Genomic DNA, 16,494 nt, shown 5'->3' on the forward strand with positions numbered 1-16,494 from the left:
TGTTCCTCACTTGGGTGAAGGGATGTCAGACGAAAACGACGCTGTCGAGGGTGTGGCGTGTGTCGATGTGGCGGGCGTTGCCTGAGAGGCGAGCGCCAGCCAATGTGTCGCCACGTCGAGCATGCGGTTGGCGAAGCCCCACTCGTTGTCGAACCAGCACAGCATTTTGATCAGATGGCTGCCGGCCACGCGGGTCTGGGTGGCGTCCACGATACCCGAGCGCGGATCGTGGTTGAAGTCGACCGAGGTCACCGGTTCCTGGGTATAGCCGAGCAAGCCGTGGAGGCGCGCGTGGCTGGCGGTCTGTAACAGCGCATTGACCTGCTCGGCGGTGGTGGTCTCGCGCACTGACAGCGCCATGTCCATGGCCGAGACGTTGATGGTCGGCACACGCACGTGCAGGCACTCGAAGCGCCCAGCAAGATGCGGCATGAGGCGCTCGATGCCGCGTGCCAGGCCCGTGTCCACGGGGATGATCGAATGCATGGCCGAGCGCGTCAGGCGCAGGTCGGTCTTGTGGTAGGCATCGATCACCGGTTGGTCGTTCATCGCCGAATGAATGGTAGTGGTCACGCCGTGCTCCAGCCCCAGCGCCTCGTCGAGCACGGTCAACAGCGGTACCAGGCAGTTGGTGGTGCAGGACGCGGCGGAGACGATGGTCATCTCAGGGCGTAGCTCGGCGTCGTTGATGCCATGCACGATGGTGGCGTCGACATCGGCCTCGGCGGGCTGCGAGAACAGTAGCCGCTGGGCGCCGGCGGCGATATGCCGTTCGGCGGTGGTGCGGTCCTTGAAGCTGCCCGAGCATTCGAGCACCAGGTCGATGTCAAGCTCGGCCCAGGGGAGATGCGACGGGTCGGACTCGGACAGCACGCGGATGGCATGGTCGTCGATGACCAGCGCACCGTCGCGGGCTTCCACCTGGCCGGGAAAGCGCCCATGGGTGGTATCGTAGCGCGTCAGGTAGGCGATGGTATCGAGATCGGACATCTCGTTGATGGCGACGACGACCAGGTCAGTCGCATGGCGCTCGGTGAGGGCTCGCAGGACACATTGGCCGATACGGCCGTAACCATTGATGGCGATGCGATAGGACATGGACAGACGCTCGTGAGCCCCGCTTCGACAGTGAAGTGCCGATGTTAGCGCAGTTACGCCTCGCTTGCCCAAGGCTGCGTGACGTTGGCATGACATGACACGATTCAGCTTGGGCATTCATGTCACCGCAGGCTAGCGCTAACCCATGATATGCCACATCAACGGCAGCCATAGCGCCGTGAATACGCCGGTCAAACTCATGCCAAGCGAGGCGAAGGCGCCGGCGGTGGGGCCGATGTCGAAGGCACGCACGGTGCCGATGGCGTGGCCGTTGACGCCCAGCGCAAAACCGATGACGCGCTGGTCGTGGATGTTTCCCAAGCGCGCCAGCAGCGTAATGCTGAGCGTGGCCATCACGCCGGTAATCAGCAGGGCACCCATCAACAGCGAGACCGAGCCCTGTAGCTCCTCGACGATGCCCATGGCGATGGGGGCGGTCACCGACTTTGGCGCTAGCGAGGCCAGCACCGTCGGCGGGGCATCCAACAACCAGGCGATTCCCACCGCGTAACCGGCCGCGAGCATGGCGGCGGGCGGCAGAGTCAGCACGATGGGCTTCCACAGTGTCCGAATGTGATGCACCTGCTGGTAGAGCGGCACGCCCAGCGCCACGGTGGCGGGGCCAAGTAGCCAAGTCAGCCAGCCGACACCACGGCGGTACTCGGCATAGTCGAGCGGTAAAAGTGCCAGCAAGCCGGCCAGCAGGCAGGCGGCGAGCAGAATGGGTGGGCACCAGGCGGGCGAGCGCAGCCAGCCAAAAAGTCGCAGGCCGGCGAAATAGGCCGCCAGGGTGAGCACGATGGCGGTTTCGGGGCGGTGCGGGAGCGTGTGGGCCAGGCTTTCCAGGCGCAGTAAAAGCTCACTCATGCGGTCGCTCCCGGGGCGTGGAAACCAGGCGTTGCATCAGCCAAAGCGTGGTTAACGAGCTGAGCAGCGTGCCCAGAATCAAAGCGATGAAGATGGTCACCCATTGGCCGCTGAATTCGTCGGCCTGGAAGAAGATGCCGACGACGCCGGGCATGATGAGCAGCGCCAGCATACCGATCAATGGTTGGCTGGCGGCACCGAGGTCGTGGCTCAAGCGGTGGCGCAGGAGCAGCCAGAGGGTGAGCAATAACATACCGGCCACCCCGCTTGAGAGCGGGAGTGCGAACAGCTCGACGATGATGTCGCCGAGCATCAAAAACGCCGTCAGGATCAGAAAACCGCGTAGGATGGACAGCATGCGGATGGCCCTTGCATGAACGTGCCGGAGATTGATGCGCATCATACCAGAGCACGCGGCGGATGCCGGGGGCGACATTGACGCTTACGTGGCGAGCGTGAATTGCTATGCTCCACGAGCATGTGCCAGCCTGACGATCGACGTCGGCTGCCACGTCGTGCGTATAGCCAGGCTTGGATGACAGGGAGGAAGCAACATGACCGATATCGCAAGGCTCTTGGGGGCTGAGGCGGAAACACTGCTGGAGCACCAATGCCAGACGTTTCGCAAGGAAGATTTATACCTGCCGGGGCCGGATTTCATCGATCGGGTGATGTCGGAAAACGACCGCAGCCCGCACGTGCTGCGCAACATGCAGACGCTTTTCAATCATGGCCGCTTGGCGGGAACCGGCTATCTGAGTTTCCTGCCGGTGGATCAGGGGATCGAACACTCTGCCGGAGCGTCGTTCGCGCCTAACCCGCTTTACTTCGATCCCAAGAACATCGTCGAGTTGGCCATCGAAGGTGGCTGCAACGGCGTGGCTTCGTCGTTGGGTGTGCTGTCCTCGGTGGCGCGCCGTTATGCGCACAAGATCCCTTTCATGCTCAAGCTCAACCACAACGAGACGCTGACCTATCCGGCGATCTATGACCAGACGCTGTTCGCGCAGGTCGAGCAGGCGCATGACATGGGCTGCGTGGCGGTGGGCGCAACCATCTACTTCGGCTCGCCCGAGAGTCGTCGACAGATTCAGGAAATCAGCGAGGCCTTCGAGCGCGCCCATGAACTGGGCATGGTGACCGTGCTGTGGTCCTATCTGCGCAATCCGGCGTTCAAGCACGAGGGCACGGACTATCACGTCTCCTCGGACTTGACCGGCCAGGCGATCCACATGGCGGCGACGCTCAAGGCGGATATCGTCAAGCAGAAGCTACCGGAGAATAATGGTGGCTATCGTGCCGTCGGTTTCGGGCATACCCACGATAAGGTCTACGACGAGCTGACCAGCGACAATCCCGTGGATCTGGCGCGCTACCAGGTGGCGAACTGCTTCATGGGGCGTGCCGGGCTGATCAATTCCGGCGGTGGCTCCAAAGGCCATTCCGATCTGGGTGAAGCCGTGCGCACGGCGGTGATCAACAAGCGCGCTGGCGGCATGGGGCTGATTTCCGGACGCAAGGCGTTCCAGAAGCCGATGAACGAAGGCGTCGAGCTTCTCAACGCCCTTCAGGACGTCTATCTCTCCTCCGAGGTAACTCTTGCCTGACGCGCGGCCTAACGACACTGAATGACGACTCGGTCTTGCCGGGTCGTCTTGCCGACTTTTCGTCCATAGCCTAAGGTCGCGACCCATTGTCACGCTTATGACGCGCGACCGTCGTGCCGATTATGATGGTGGCGTGCCCAGTCCGGGCACGCTCATTTGATGCGGAGGGCGCATGCCGCAACCTGCCGGAGGTATCGCTATCAAAGATGTGGTGATCGTCGGTGCGGGGCCGGTCGGGCTGTGCCTGGCATTGGAGCTGGCGGCGCTGGATTTGTCGGTGACGTTGATCGATGCCGCGCCGTACACGGCGCTGGCCTCGCCCGGCGACGATGGACGTGAGATCGCGCTGACACATGCCTCGCGCGAGCAGCTGGCGGCGGCGGGCATTGATATCCCCGCAGACCAGATGGCACCTATTCGCGAGGCGCGTCTCTACAACGGGGACCGCCCGCGGGGCATGACCCTGGCCCGTGCGCGAGGCGAGGGCCAAGACCGCATTGGTCAACTCGTCGCCAATCATGTCATCAGGCGCGCCGCGTTCGAAGCGGTGCAGGGTGTCGAGCATATCGAACTCGTCACTGGGCGCCGGGTGAATGCATTGGGCGCCGGCGCTGGCTGGCGTAGTGTGTGGCTCGATGACCAGTCGCACATTCCTGCGCGTCTGGTGGTGGCCGCCGATGGGCGTTTATCGGCAACGCGTCGCTTGGCGGGGCTCTCCGCACAGATTCATGACACCGGCCAGCGTTTGCTGGTGCGCCGCATGGCGCATGCGTTACCGCATCGCGAAGTGACCTGGTCATGGTTCACCGGTGAGCGTGGCTTGGCATTGCTGCCGCTGGCGGGCGATACTGCGTCGCTGGTGATGACGCTCCCGCCGCACGATGCCGAGCGGCTCAAGGCGTTGTCGTCGGAAGCATTCGCGGCGGAGGCGACGCGTCTTTATCAGCGTAGTGTGGGCGAGATGCACTGCCATGACGCCTTGCACGATTATCCGCTCACGGTCAGTCGTGCCGAGCATCTGGTCACCGATCGCGTGGCGTTGGTGGGCGATGCGGCGGTGGGGCTGCACCCGGTCACGGCGCATGGCTTCAACGTCGGCCTGGCTAGCGTGCGTCGGCTGGTCGAGGCGCTGACGCCTCACGACCAGGCGGTGGAAGATGTTGGGATGCCGGCGCGGCTAGCGGTTTATGCGCGCCATCATCAGCGTGCGATTCTGCCGTTGTGGCATGCCTCGCGAGCGTTGGTGACGTTGTACGGCGATACGCGGCCACCGTCACGTCTTATGCGTCATTTAGTACTCGGGGCCGCGCGCCAGGCCGCGCCGCTGCAATGGCTACTCGAAGACTATTTGGCTGGGCCCTCATCGCGGCGCTGAGATGGCTCTTCTCCCGCCATAGACGGGCTCTGCTCGCTCTGGGCCGTGCTTAACGAATTTCCATGAAATCGTCAATATCTATGCGCGCCCCTGAGTTTGTACTACCATATGTGGTGTATTGAGATGCGGTGCCTGGTGCGGCATCGCGTCATCCTCGATCGATTATTTTTCGTCTTACCTCGCTTCTTTGCGAAAACAAAGGACTATCATTCTCATGGGCATCAAGATTTACAGCAAGCCGGATTGCATGCAGTGCCACGCCACCTATCGCGCCCTCGATAAGCAGGGGCTCGACTATACGGTGGTGGATATCAGCAAGGATCCCGAGGCAGTACGAACCGTCGAATCGCTGGGCTATCGCCAGTTGCCGGTGGTCGTGGCGGCGGAATCGCAGCATTGGTCAGGTTTTCGTCCCGAGCTGATTCGCCAACTCGCCTGAGAGGAGGGGGCAGAATGCGCGATGTAGTGTACTTTTCCACGCAATCGGGCAACACGCGGCGCTTCGTCGAAAAGCTCGACGTGCCGGCGCAGGCTATCCCGCGTAGCCGTAACGATGTCCTGCTGCGCGTGGAGCGTCCCTATATCCTGATCTTGCCGACATACGGCGATGGCGATCCACGCACGGCAGTACCGGGACCGGTGATCCGGTTCTTGAACGACCCCCACAACCGGGCCCTGATCGAAGGCGTGGTGGCCGCTGGCAATACCAACTTCGGTGCCGCCTTCGGCCTAGCCGGTCGCGTGGTCGCGCACAAGTGCCAGGTGCCGTTGCTGCACCGCTTCGAATTGATGGGAATGCCCGAGGATGTCGCCAAGGTGAATAGTTGCCTGGCGGCGGAGATGACAGATGCTGGATGATACCGTGGAAACTACCGAGAATACGTCCTCCGTCGAGCTGAGCCGTGCGACGCAGACGCTGGATTATCACGCCCTCAACGCGATGCTCAACCTCTACGATAACGAGGGGCGTCTGCAACTGCAGGCGGACCGCGAAGCGTCGCGTCAGTACTTCCTGCAGCACGTCAACCAGAACACGGTTTTCTTCCATTCGCTGGAAGAAAAACTCGAGTATCTGGTGACGAAGGGCTATTACGAGAAGGAGGTGCTTGATCAGTACGACTTCGCCTTCATCAAGTCGCTTTTCGAGCGCGCCTATGCCGTGAAGTTCCGCTTTCAAAGCTTTCTCGGCGCGTTCAAGTATTACACCAGTTATACGCTCAAGACGTTCGACGGGCGACGCTACCTGGAGCGCTTCGAGGACCGTGTGTGCATGGTCGCGCTGACCTTGGCGCAGGGTGACGAGACGGTGGCTCGGCAGCTGATGGATGAAATCATCCACGGACGCTTCCAGCCGGCCACACCGACGTTTCTCAACTGCGGCAAGAAACAGCGCGGCGAGCTGGTCTCGTGCTTCCTGCTGCGCATCGAGGACAACATGGAGTCCATTGGGCGCTCCATCAATTCGGCGCTGCAGCTTTCCAAGCGTGGCGGCGGTGTGGCGTTTCTGCTCAGTAACATCCGCGAGGCGGGTGCACCGATCAAGCATATCGAGAACCAGTCCTCGGGCATCATTCCGATCATGAAAATGCTCGAAGATGCGTTCTCCTACGCTAACCAGCTGGGCGCGCGCCAGGGCGCCGGCGCGGTGTATCTCAACGCGCATCACCCGGATATCCTGCGTTTCCTCGATACCAAGCGCGAAAACGCCGACGAGAAGATTCGCATCAAGACGCTGTCGCTGGGCGTGGTGATTCCCGACATCACCTTCGATCTGGCCAGGCGCAACGAGCAGATGTATCTGTTCTCGCCCTACGATGTCGAGAACGTCTACGGCAAGCCGTTCGGCGACATTAGCGTCACCGAGAAATACGACGAGATGGTCGACGATGCGCGTATTCACAAGACCAAGATCAACGCGCGCGAGCTGTTCCAGACGTTGGCGGAGGTCCAGTTCGAGTCGGGCTATCCGTATGTAATGTTCGAGGACACGGTGAATCGCGCCAACCCGATTGCCGGCCGCATCAACATGAGCAACCTGTGCTCGGAGATCCTGCAGGTCAACACGCCGTCCGATTACGATGCGGATCTGGGCTATGAGCGTATCGGCGAGGATATTTCCTGCAATCTTGGCTCGCTGAATATCGCCAGGACCATGGACTCTTCGGACTTCGGGGCCACGGTCGAAACCGCGATTCGCGGGCTGACGGCGGTCTCCGAGATGAGCGATATCCGCTCGGTGCCGTCGATTGCCGAGGCCAACAAGCATTCGCATGCCATCGGCCTGGGGCAGATGAACCTGCACGGTTACTTGGCCCGCGAGCATATTCATTACGGCAGTGAAGAAGGTTTGGATTTCACCAATCTCTACTTCTACACCGTGACCTATCATGCGCTGCGCGCTTCCAACCAGCTGGCTATCGAGCGCGGCGTGGCGTTCGCCGGTTTCGCGGATTCGGACTATGCCAGCGGTGTGTACTTCGACAAGTATACCGAGCAGGCGTGGGGGCCGCGTACCGCGCGTGTCCGCGAGTTGTTCGACAAGGCCGGCATCCATGTGCCGACCCAGGACGATTGGCGCGAGCTCAAGGCGTCGGTCATGGCGCATGGGCTCTTCAACCGCAACCTCCAGGCGGTGCCGCCGACCGGTTCGATTTCCTATATCAACCATTCGACGTCGAGCATTCACCCGGTGGTGTCGAAGATCGAGATCCGCAAGGAAGGCAAGCTGGGGCGCGTCTATTACCCGGCGCCGTATCTCAACGACGACAACCAGGAATACTACCAGGACGCCTACGAGATCGGTCCTGAGAAGATCATCGACACCTATGCCGAGGCCACGCAGCACGTCGATCAGGGCTTGTCGCTGACGTTGTTCTTCCGCGATACCGCGACCACGCGCGATATCAATCGGGCGCAGATCTACGCCTGGCGTCAGGGCATCAAGACGCTTTATTACGTGCGTCTGCGTCAGGCCGCGCTGGAAGGCACGGAAGTCGAGGGTTGCGTGTCCTGCACCCTGTAAGCTGTCGCCTACGCGACCACTCCATCGAGATTACCGGTGCGTTGGTGACAGTGCCCGCGCACCGCCGGAACTGAGAGAACCGTCATGACCGCTACCGCCGCACCGCGTCATCTGACGCGTGTCGATGCCATCAACTGGAACCGCCTCCAGGACGACAAGGACCTCGAGGTCTGGAACCGGCTGACCGCCAACTTCTGGCTGCCCGAGAAGGTGCCGTTGTCCAACGACGTAAGCGCGTGGAACTCACTGACCGAGCAGGAACAGACGCTGACCATTCGCGTCTTTACCGGGCTCACGCTGCTCGACACCATTCAGGGCACCATCGGCGCGCCGGTGCTGATCGAGGACGCCGTGACGCCCCATGAGGAGGCGGTGTTCACCAACATCAGCTTCATGGAGTCGGTACATGCGCGCTCCTACAGCTCGATCTTCTCGACGCTATGCGCGACGCGTGATGTCGACGATGCCTACCGCTGGAGTGAAGAGAATCCGCATCTACAGAACAAGGCCGAGTTGATTCTCAACCGTTACCGTATGGACGATCCTCTGATGCGCAAGGTCGCCAGCGTCTTCCTCGAGTCGTTCTTGTTCTACTCCGGTTTCTATCTGCCGATGTACTGGGCCAGTCGCGGCAAGCTGACCAACACTGCCGACCTGATTCGTCTGATCATTCGCGACGAAGCGGTCCACGGCTACTACATCGGTTACAAGTTCCAGCAGGCGCTGGCCAAGGAGAGCGCCGAGCGCCAGCAAGAGATCAAGGACGCCACCTTCGATCTGCTGCTCGAGCTCTACGACAACGAGGTGCAGTACACCGAATCGCTCTACGACGACGTGGGACTCACCGAAGAGGTCAAGGCGTTCTTGCATTACAACGCCAACAAGGCGTTGATGAACCTGGGCTACGAGCCGCTGTTCCCCGGCGCCACCGAGTCGGTCAATCCCGCGATCCTGGCGGCGCTCTCACCAGGGGCCGAGGAGAACCACGACTTCTTCTCCGGCTCCGGCTCTTCCTACGTCATCGGGCGTTCGGAGCGTACCGAGGACGAAGACTGGGCGTTCTGAGTCGGTCTCATTACGTCCTGATCAGCGTCCTCCGTCGCTTTGATTGTTCAGCCTCTCCTGGGTGCCCGACATCGGCTCGTGTCGTGGCGCCCGGGGGCGCATATCCTCCGCTTTCTCCTCTCGTAAATCTTGTCAAAGTTGCGGTCGGCGACCACGCTGGATAGCGTTCCGGAAGGCGGCACGCTGCCGCTGACAGGCAAAGGAGAGCAGCATGGAAAGCATCACGATACCGGGGACCGACCTCACGCCGTCACGCGTGGGGCTCGGCACTTGGGCAATCGGTGGTTGGAAATGGGGCGGCGCCGACGACGCCAATGCGGTGCGTACCATTCATGCCGCGCTGGATCGCGGCATTACGCTGATCGATACAGCGCCGGCCTACGGGTTTGGGCATTCCGAGGAGGTCGTCGGTCGGGCGCTGGCCGAGTACGGGCAGCGCGACAAGGTGGTGCTCGCCACCAAGACGGCGCTGGAGTGGCAGGAAGGCAGTGACGGCGTGGTGCGCAATGCCTCCGCGGCACGCATCGAGAAGGAAGTGGAAGACTCGCTGCGGCGCCTGCGCACCGAGGCGATCGATCTGTACCAGGTCCATTGGCCGGATCCACGGGTACCGATGGAGGAAACCGCCGACGCCATGCAGCGTCTATACCGTGCCGGCAAGATTCGCGCCATCGGTGTCAGCAACTTCAGTCCCGAGCAGTTCGATGCCTTTCGTCAGGTGGCGCCGTTGCACAGTGTGCAGCCACCGCTCAATCTGTTCGAGCGCGATGCCGAGCGCGACATCATTCCCTATTCGCAGCGCGAAGGGTTGGTCTTTCTGGCCTATGGCGCGCTGTGTCGCGGCTTGCTGACGGGCAAGATGCACGCCGATTCGGCCTTCACCGGCGACGATCTGCGCCAATCCGACCCCAAGTTCCAATCGCCTCGCTTCGCGCAGTATCTCGCGGCAGTCGAGGCGTTGACGCAACTCGCTCGTGAGCACCACGACAAGCCAGTATTGGCCTTGGCGGTGCGCTGGGTGCTCGATTCCCATCCCAATGCCATTGCCCTTTGGGGTGCAAGGCGCCCGGATCAGGTGACACCGCTGGATGCGCTTGGCAACTGGTCGCTGACATCCAGCGACCTGCGCGACATCGACGCCATCATCGACGAGCATGTCACGGACCCCGTAGGCCCCGAGTTCATGGCACCTCCCGCACGGGAGGAGTGATAGTCGCTCCGGCGGCCGTCCAGCGGGCGGCTGTCATTTCGTCATCAATCAGGAGAGCCAACATGGAATATCGTCATCTCGGCCATTCTGGCCTGCGCATCTCGCCACTGACGTTAGGCACCATGACCTTCGGCGGTGTCGGCAAGATGGCCAGCGTCGGCGACACCGGGCTGAGCGACGCCCAGCGCCAGATCGATATGGCCATCGAGCGTGGCGTCAACTTCTTCGACACCGCCAACATGTATTCCGAGGGTCGTTCGGAAGAGATCCTCGGCGAAGCGATCAAGGCCAAGCGTGACGATATACTGATCGCCAGCAAGGTACGTTTCCCGATGGGCGAGGGCCCCAACGACGACGGCCTGTCGCGTTTTCATATCCTGCGTCAGTGTGAGGCCAGCCTGAAACGGCTGCAGACCGACCATCTGGATCTCTATCTGATGCACCAGTGGGATGGTCTTACGCCTCTGGAAGAAACGCTGGAGACGATGGATCAACTGGTACGCGCCGGCAAGATCCGCTACTACGGCGTATCCAACTGGTCCGCCTGGCACGTCATGAAGGCGCTCAAGATCTGCGAGCGGCACAACTTCATCAAGCCGATCTGCCAGCAGATCCATTACACCGCTCAGGCCCGCGATGCCGAGTTCGAGCTGATGCCGGCGGCCGTCGATCAGGGGCTGGGCACCATGGTCTGGAGCCCGCTCGCCGGGGGCCTGCTTTCCGGCAAGTATCGCCGTGGCCAGCACAACCCCGACGGCACGCGTTTCAGTCAAGGCTGGACCGAGCCGCCGATCCATGACGAGGACAGACTCTTCGACTTGATCGATACGCTGGTAGAAGTCGCCGACGGCCACGGCGTCTCCGCCGCCCAGGTAGCGCTGGCCTGGACGCTGAACCGCCCCGGCGTGTCCACCGCGGTGATTGGCGCGCGCAAGGATGAGCAGCTCAAGGACAACCTGGCGAGCGCCGAGCTCACGCTCAAGCCCGACGAGATCGCCGCCATCGAGAAAGTCAGCCGTCCGGCGCTGCTCTATCCCTACTGGCACCAGCACAATACGGCGGCCAATCGCTTGGGCCATGCCGACCGTGTGCTGCATGGTCAGTATCTCGACGACTGACCTGGACTGAGGCGCCGTGGACATACGGCCCAGACGAAAACGCCCGGCAAGCCATGCTTGCCGGGCGTGTACGTCATGCGACGGACATTAAAGGCCTGATGCGTGGTGGCGATTACCAGTGAAGATACCAAGACGGTGGGAATCTTGGGGGCTGTGTACGGGCGTCACCGATACCCTTGGCCACCAGTGTGATCAACTCCTGCACCATTCCGCTGGATGAGGCGACTCAGGTCAATGATCATTCAGCACGCTAATCCTACATTGCGTTTTTTAGCCATGGCGTGCGCAACACCATTGATACTGGACTGAGGGAGTAGGCCTTCAGCACGAGGTGACAAGTATCGAGGCCTCATTAACGATGGTGTTATACGCGGCCGGATCGTGAGCAAAGCGTCCCAGGAATAACCCATCAGCCTGCCCTGCTAGCTTGGTCAATAAGTTTGGGCCGGCACTGCCGCCATAGATGATGCTGGTTGCGGGGTGTGAGTTCATATGCTCGCGTAGCCCCTGACAGACCGCAGCAATGTGCTCAAGTGATGCTGGTTCTGAAGCGCCAATTGCCCAGTGAGGCTCATAGGCGATGATGATCGGCTGTTGGCATTGTTCCGGCGTGGCCAATGATAGTGCACTGTCGATCTGTGCACGACAATTCGCGATTGCCGCTTCTGGCGAGCCACGTTTAGCTTCACCGATGCAGAGGACCGGTATCAGTTGGTGTGCCAACGCCACCTGTATCTTGGTGGCCACGGTTTCGGCATCTTCTCCGAAGAGTCGCATGCGCTCGGCATGTCCGATCTCTACATAGCGGCATCCCATTTCAGCTAGCATGGCGCCACTCACTTCACCTGTATAGGCGCCGTAGGCTGATGGGTACAGGTTTTGGCCGCCAACGCCGACTGGGCTGTCGTTAAAAATATTGAGTACCGGCGCTATTGCGGGGAAGCTGGGCAGTACAAACAACGATACCCGGCCATCGAGCACAGCCGGATGTTTTTCCAGTGAAGCGGCAATCTCGCGGCACCATGTTAGCGTCTGAGCATAACCAAAGTACATCTTGAAACTGATGCCCAGCGTAATGGTAGAGCGTTGCATGAATGCCTCTATATGGTGACTAACGTTGGTGGCTTTGAATTATATCTTTAACGGCACTCACGATCATGGCGAAAGACTTGGCGCCTGGATCAGGTGTCCCGAGGCTCTTCTCGGCAAGCGGGCGGGCGCGCCCAATCTGAGGGATCATGTCTGCTGTTGCCTCGGCCGCTTCGGTGGCTGCCGCAGAGGCTTTGTCCCAGGCGTTTGCCAAATCATCACCGCTGCTGACTTGCTGCTCAAGCGTTTGACTGAAAGGGATTAGTGCATCGACCAGTGTCTTGTCACCAGCCTTGGCTTTGCCAAAGCTCATGGCATCTTCTTTGGCTTTGATAAGTGCGCGAGCGTAATGGTCAGCTGTTGGCTTGTCTTGGTCGCCGATAGTAACGCTCAAGGCGTTAAGTATGACGCCCCAGATTGCTCCGGACGTACCGCCTGCGCGGTCAGCCCAGGCCTTCGCGGCAAGATTTAACAAGGTACCGGCGCCGGCATTGCTGCTGAGTGCCTTGTTGGCGGCCTCTGATGCTGCCACGGCGCCGCGTTGCATGCCGATACCGTGATCTCCATCACCGGCAATGGCATCCAGACGTCCGAGCTCATCGACATTGTCATCGATGAGTTGGCGAATGGTGCTCAGAGCTTTGTTGATGCAATGGGCGGCTTCGCTAGAAGCCTCGCTGGCCGGAGGGGTGGTGTCATCAACTGGTGTGTCGAGCTTAGATCTATCGATCTGGGCGACCGGTTTCGAGTTGCCCTTACGGTAGGCCGGGCTATCTGCAGGCGCCCGCCATAAGCGCTCAAGCTCATCGTCGAGCCAGAATAGGGTCAACGATGTGCCGGCCATATCCAGACTGGTGACCAGTTCGCCAACCTCTGGCTCGACAATTTCGATGCCTGCTTCTTTGAGGAGCTGATTCACGCGACGGTAGACAACAAATAGCTCTTCATATTTGATTGCGCCCAGCCCGTTCAGCAGGACAGCTGCCCTTGAGCCGTTAGCACTGACGATGACGTCAGGGACTTCCTTGAGCAGGCGAGAGACCAGTAACTCCGCAAGTTCGTCTGCACGGGGTACTTCCTGTTCGCTGATACCCGGCTCGCCATGAATGCCCATGCCGACGGCCATTCTGCCCTCAGGGACATGGAACAGCGCGTCGTTAGCTCCCGGAAGGGTGCAGCCATCGAAGGCTACGCCCATTGAGCGGGTGCGCAAATTGGCGGCACGAGTGACTCGGACAACTTCTTCCAGCGAGTAGCCTTGTTCTGCGGCAGCGGCGGCGGTCTTAAATACTGTCAAGTCACCGGCAATGCCGCGTCGCTTCTGTAACTCGTCTAGGCTGGCACTGGAGATGTCGTCAGTGACCGCCACAATCTCACAGTGAATCCCCTCACGAAGCAGGCGCTCGCGGGCCTGGCCGAAGTGCAGCACATCCCCTGCATAGTTGCCGAAACTTAGCAGTACACCACCACCATTATTGGCTGCTTTGCAGACGTTATAGATCTGTTGGGCAGAAGGTGATGCAAACAGGTTGCCCATCACTGCACCGTGGGCCAGCCCCTGCCCGACAAGGCCGGCAAAGGCCGGATAGTGACCAGAACCGCCACCGATAACTACGGCGACAGTTCCCTTTTCGCTACGCGTGTTGCGTATGACACCGCCTGAAACCTGGCAGACGTGTTGCGCATGTGCAGCGACGAAACCTTCGATGGCTTCATCGACGAATTCCACAGGGTCGTTATGCAGACGTGTCATGACCGACGCTCCCGGTTGATGACTTAGCTGGAAGGCCTCTTTCGGCGGAGGGTGCTATCCGTGAAATTGGATTTTCCATCAAGATAATTCGTTTTGAAGATTTGATCTGATGTTGTTCATATGATTTTGCATTGTGTTAAGGCCCATCATAGCGATGGAAAAGGCCATAGATATGCGACTTTGGTGGTGTCTTTGGGGATTTTGTTGAGTGTGGTCAGCGGTTTTAGCGTGTATGTCTGCGCTTACACCCCTGCTTACGAAATTTCTTTATGCGCTCTTCCCGGTGTTTTTGATCATGTGCAACATTGTTGTTCATATGAGCATTTTCGGTCTAGGATGCTGATATGGGTTACCGCGGCCCGGTGGTGCCGGGTATCAATATCGAAGTTAGCAATGAGAGATGAATATGGCTGAGAAGTGGAAAGTTGCTCTCGGGTGTGATGAAGCCGCCTATAACATGAAGCAGGTACTGGTCGCGCACATCGAGTCATTGGGGTACGACGTTGAAGATTTCGGCACTCATGACGCCAAGCCGGTGCTGTATCCCGATGTGGCCATTGAGGTGGCGCAGGCGGTCTCTGAGGGTCGGGTTGATCGCGGTGTACTGATATGCGGTACCGGGATAGGAGTGGCGGTTTCCGCCAACAAGGTGCCGGGTATTCGCGCGGCGCAGGCGCATGACACCTATTCTGCGGAGCGTGCGCGTAAGAGTAACGATGCGCAAATCGTCACTATGGGGGCTCGTGTCATTGGGCTTGAGTTGGCCAAAATGATTGCTGAGACCTTCCTGTCCAGTGAATTTTCGGGTGGAAGCTCTCAGGCGAAGGTTGATCGCATCGCAGCATATGAGCGCGATGGTAGCTAAGTTCTATCTTCGGCGCGCTAAGCCTGTTGAAGTGCAAGATCAGGTTGGTCAGTGATGATCATATGTTTCGTATTATGATCATATGAGTGCAAGTGAATTTCGCTTGTTGCTAACAAGGTAGGGCCTGAATTGTGAATTTATCCATGTATGTTAGTGAGTTGGCAGCACGTCCACTAAAGTCTAGATTGCGTCATTGTCTTTTGTGACCTTTAATTAAGGCTAAATGCGCTATACATATGATCAGTCAGATTTCATATGTTATAAGCACCCTAGGTGCCTATTAGAGGAAGCGCCATTTAAGAAGCCTGATGCTGCAGGCCTCCAATTACTCAGAATCATAATCAAGTCAGGAGAGGTGCCATGAGAATCACCAAAGCCGGTATGGTGTTGGCGTTAAGTGTGCTGACTTCCGTAACGCTTGCTACTACAGCTCAGGCGGCCGATAGCCCGGGAACCAAAACTGCCGATAGCTACCGTTTCGTGGTTGTGCCCAAAGTGGTCCATCCATGGTTCGATAAGGTCAATAATGGCGCTCAGCAGGCAGCGGCCGCTATTGAAGCCCAAACCGGTGCTGAGGTCGAAATTCAGTATTCTGCCCCCCAAAGCGCCAGTGTCTCCGAGCAGAATCAGATCATCGAACGTGCTATTGCCACGCGTCCAGATGGCCTGATCGTGGACCTGCTGGATCCTAACGGCAACCGTAGTGTGCTGCGTGATGCCAAGAGCCAGGGAATCCCGATCACATTGTTCGACTCTAGTAATCCGGACGGCATGCACCTGACGACCGTGGGTAGTGACTTCTGTGAGCAGGCCAATATGGCAGCCAATCGTTTGGTGGAACTGCTCGATGGAGAGGGCCAGGTGGCGATTATGATGGGTGTCCCCACGGCTCCCAACCATGCCGAACGTGCGCGTTGTGCACAGGAAGTATTCGATACTGCAGAGGGTATCGAGGTCGTGGCAACGGGGGTCGACAATGACGACATCAGCACGGCGCAGCAACAGGCCTCTGCGATTATGCAGGCGAATCCTGAGCTTGATGGCTGGGTAGCCTCTGATGCTGCTGGTCCAATTGGTATCGGTCAGGCAATCAAAGAAGCTGGCAAGACAGACAAGGTCAAGCTAGTTGGCCTCGATGATCTCAGCCAGATGCTGGAACTTATCAAGGAAGGCGTAGCGGATTCCTCCTCAGCATCACGTCCCAACATGCAGGGATATTGGGCGGTAATGAATATGTGGCAGCACTCCACCGGCGCCGTCACACCTAATCATATCGATACCGGTAATGTGATGATCACGCCGGATAATGTCGACTCGTACAACAAGCAGTAAGGGGTGTTGCTGTTGTTCTGTCACGTCTGTTGATGATCCATGACAGGCCTGAGTCGAGTTCGGGCGCTCCCCCGAGGTGGCGTCCGAGCTGAA

The 16,494-nt window shown here is 59.5% G+C and carries 15 protein-coding genes; 10 read left to right on the forward strand and 5 right to left on the reverse strand.

Annotation, left to right across the window (positions count from 1 at the left end; genetic code table 11):
* Window positions 1–6: 6 nt before the first annotated feature.
* The 3 genes from OP496_RS11210 to OP496_RS11220 form a co-directional block, all read right to left on the reverse strand.
* Window positions 7–1,098: a glyceraldehyde 3-phosphate dehydrogenase NAD-binding domain-containing protein gene (locus tag OP496_RS11210; RefSeq protein WP_280563718.1), complete on the reverse strand. Its 1,092-nt coding sequence runs from the start codon at window positions 1,096–1,098 to the stop codon at window positions 7–9.
* Window positions 1,099–1,236: 138 nt separating this feature from the next.
* Entirely contained in the window at window positions 1,237–1,965 is a 729-nt protein-coding gene (locus OP496_RS11215) for an LrgB family protein (RefSeq protein ID WP_280563719.1), read from the reverse strand.
* Window positions 1,958–2,323 (reverse strand): CidA/LrgA family protein, encoded by a 366-nt coding sequence (locus OP496_RS11220; RefSeq protein ID WP_280563720.1) that lies wholly within the window; start codon window positions 2,321–2,323, stop codon window positions 1,958–1,960. The genes OP496_RS11215 and OP496_RS11220 overlap by 8 nt, the downstream gene beginning before the upstream one ends.
* 196 nt (window positions 2,324–2,519) lie before the next feature.
* On the opposite strand from OP496_RS11220, the gene OP496_RS11225 reads away from it, so the two are divergent.
* From OP496_RS11225 to OP496_RS11260, 8 genes are all read left to right on the forward strand, one after another.
* Window positions 2,520–3,572: a class I fructose-bisphosphate aldolase gene (locus OP496_RS11225; RefSeq protein ID WP_280563721.1), complete on the forward strand. Its 1,053-nt coding sequence runs from the start codon at window positions 2,520–2,522 to the stop codon at window positions 3,570–3,572.
* Window positions 3,573–3,744: 172 nt separating this feature from the next.
* Complete coding sequence (ubiM, locus tag OP496_RS11230) at window positions 3,745–4,947, forward strand: 5-demethoxyubiquinol-8 5-hydroxylase UbiM (RefSeq protein WP_280563722.1); 1,203 nt, start codon at window positions 3,745–3,747, stop codon at window positions 4,945–4,947.
* A gap of 214 nt (window positions 4,948–5,161) precedes the next feature.
* Window positions 5,162–5,386, forward strand: coding sequence for a glutaredoxin-like protein NrdH (gene nrdH, locus OP496_RS11235; protein ID WP_280563723.1), 225 nt, complete (start codon window positions 5,162–5,164; stop codon window positions 5,384–5,386).
* 14 nt (window positions 5,387–5,400) lie between these two features.
* On the forward strand, window positions 5,401–5,805 hold the full coding sequence (gene nrdI / locus OP496_RS11240) for a class Ib ribonucleoside-diphosphate reductase assembly flavoprotein NrdI (RefSeq protein ID WP_280563724.1): 405 nt from the start codon (window positions 5,401–5,403) through the stop codon (window positions 5,803–5,805).
* Entirely contained in the window at window positions 5,795–7,969 is a 2,175-nt protein-coding gene (gene nrdE, locus OP496_RS11245) for a class 1b ribonucleoside-diphosphate reductase subunit alpha (protein ID WP_280563725.1), read from the forward strand. The genes nrdI and nrdE overlap by 11 nt, the downstream gene beginning before the upstream one ends.
* A gap of 84 nt (window positions 7,970–8,053) precedes the next feature.
* Window positions 8,054–9,034, forward strand: a complete 981-nt coding sequence (gene nrdF / locus OP496_RS11250) for a class 1b ribonucleoside-diphosphate reductase subunit beta (protein ID WP_280563726.1) — start codon at window positions 8,054–8,056, stop codon at window positions 9,032–9,034.
* A 211-nt stretch (window positions 9,035–9,245) separates the two neighbouring features.
* Window positions 9,246–10,244 carry an aldo/keto reductase gene (locus OP496_RS11255; protein WP_280563727.1) on the forward strand — a complete coding sequence of 333 codons (999 nt, stop codon included), beginning with the start codon at window positions 9,246–9,248 and terminating at the stop codon, window positions 10,242–10,244.
* A gap of 62 nt (window positions 10,245–10,306) precedes the next feature.
* A complete protein-coding gene (locus OP496_RS11260; protein WP_280563728.1) occupies window positions 10,307–11,362 on the forward strand; it encodes an aldo/keto reductase in 1,056 nt (351 codons plus the stop codon).
* Window positions 11,363–11,683: 321 nt separating this feature from the next.
* Here OP496_RS11260 and OP496_RS11265 read toward each other — a convergent pair whose 3' ends face one another.
* Both OP496_RS11265 and OP496_RS11270 read right to left on the reverse strand, forming a co-directional pair.
* Window positions 11,684–12,454 (reverse strand): triose-phosphate isomerase, encoded by a 771-nt coding sequence (locus OP496_RS11265; protein ID WP_280563729.1) that lies wholly within the window; start codon window positions 12,452–12,454, stop codon window positions 11,684–11,686.
* Window positions 12,455–12,473: 19 nt separating this feature from the next.
* Window positions 12,474–14,204, reverse strand: coding sequence for a dihydroxyacetone kinase family protein (locus OP496_RS11270; protein WP_280563730.1), 1,731 nt, complete (start codon window positions 14,202–14,204; stop codon window positions 12,474–12,476).
* A 406-nt stretch (window positions 14,205–14,610) separates the two neighbouring features.
* Here OP496_RS11270 and rpiB point away from each other — a divergent pair, with 406 nt between their 5' ends.
* Together rpiB and OP496_RS11280 are read left to right on the forward strand one after the other, a co-directional pair.
* On the forward strand, window positions 14,611–15,069 hold the full coding sequence (gene rpiB / locus OP496_RS11275) for a ribose 5-phosphate isomerase B (protein WP_280563731.1): 459 nt from the start codon (window positions 14,611–14,613) through the stop codon (window positions 15,067–15,069).
* A gap of 360 nt (window positions 15,070–15,429) precedes the next feature.
* On the forward strand, window positions 15,430–16,401 hold the full coding sequence (locus OP496_RS11280; protein ID WP_280563732.1) for a substrate-binding domain-containing protein: 972 nt from the start codon (window positions 15,430–15,432) through the stop codon (window positions 16,399–16,401).
* The last annotated feature ends 93 nt before the right edge of the window (window positions 16,402–16,494 follow it).

The sequence above is a fragment of the Chromohalobacter sp. 48-RD10 genome (genome assembly GCF_029889785.1).
GTDB lineage: Bacteria > Pseudomonadota > Gammaproteobacteria > Pseudomonadales > Halomonadaceae > Chromohalobacter.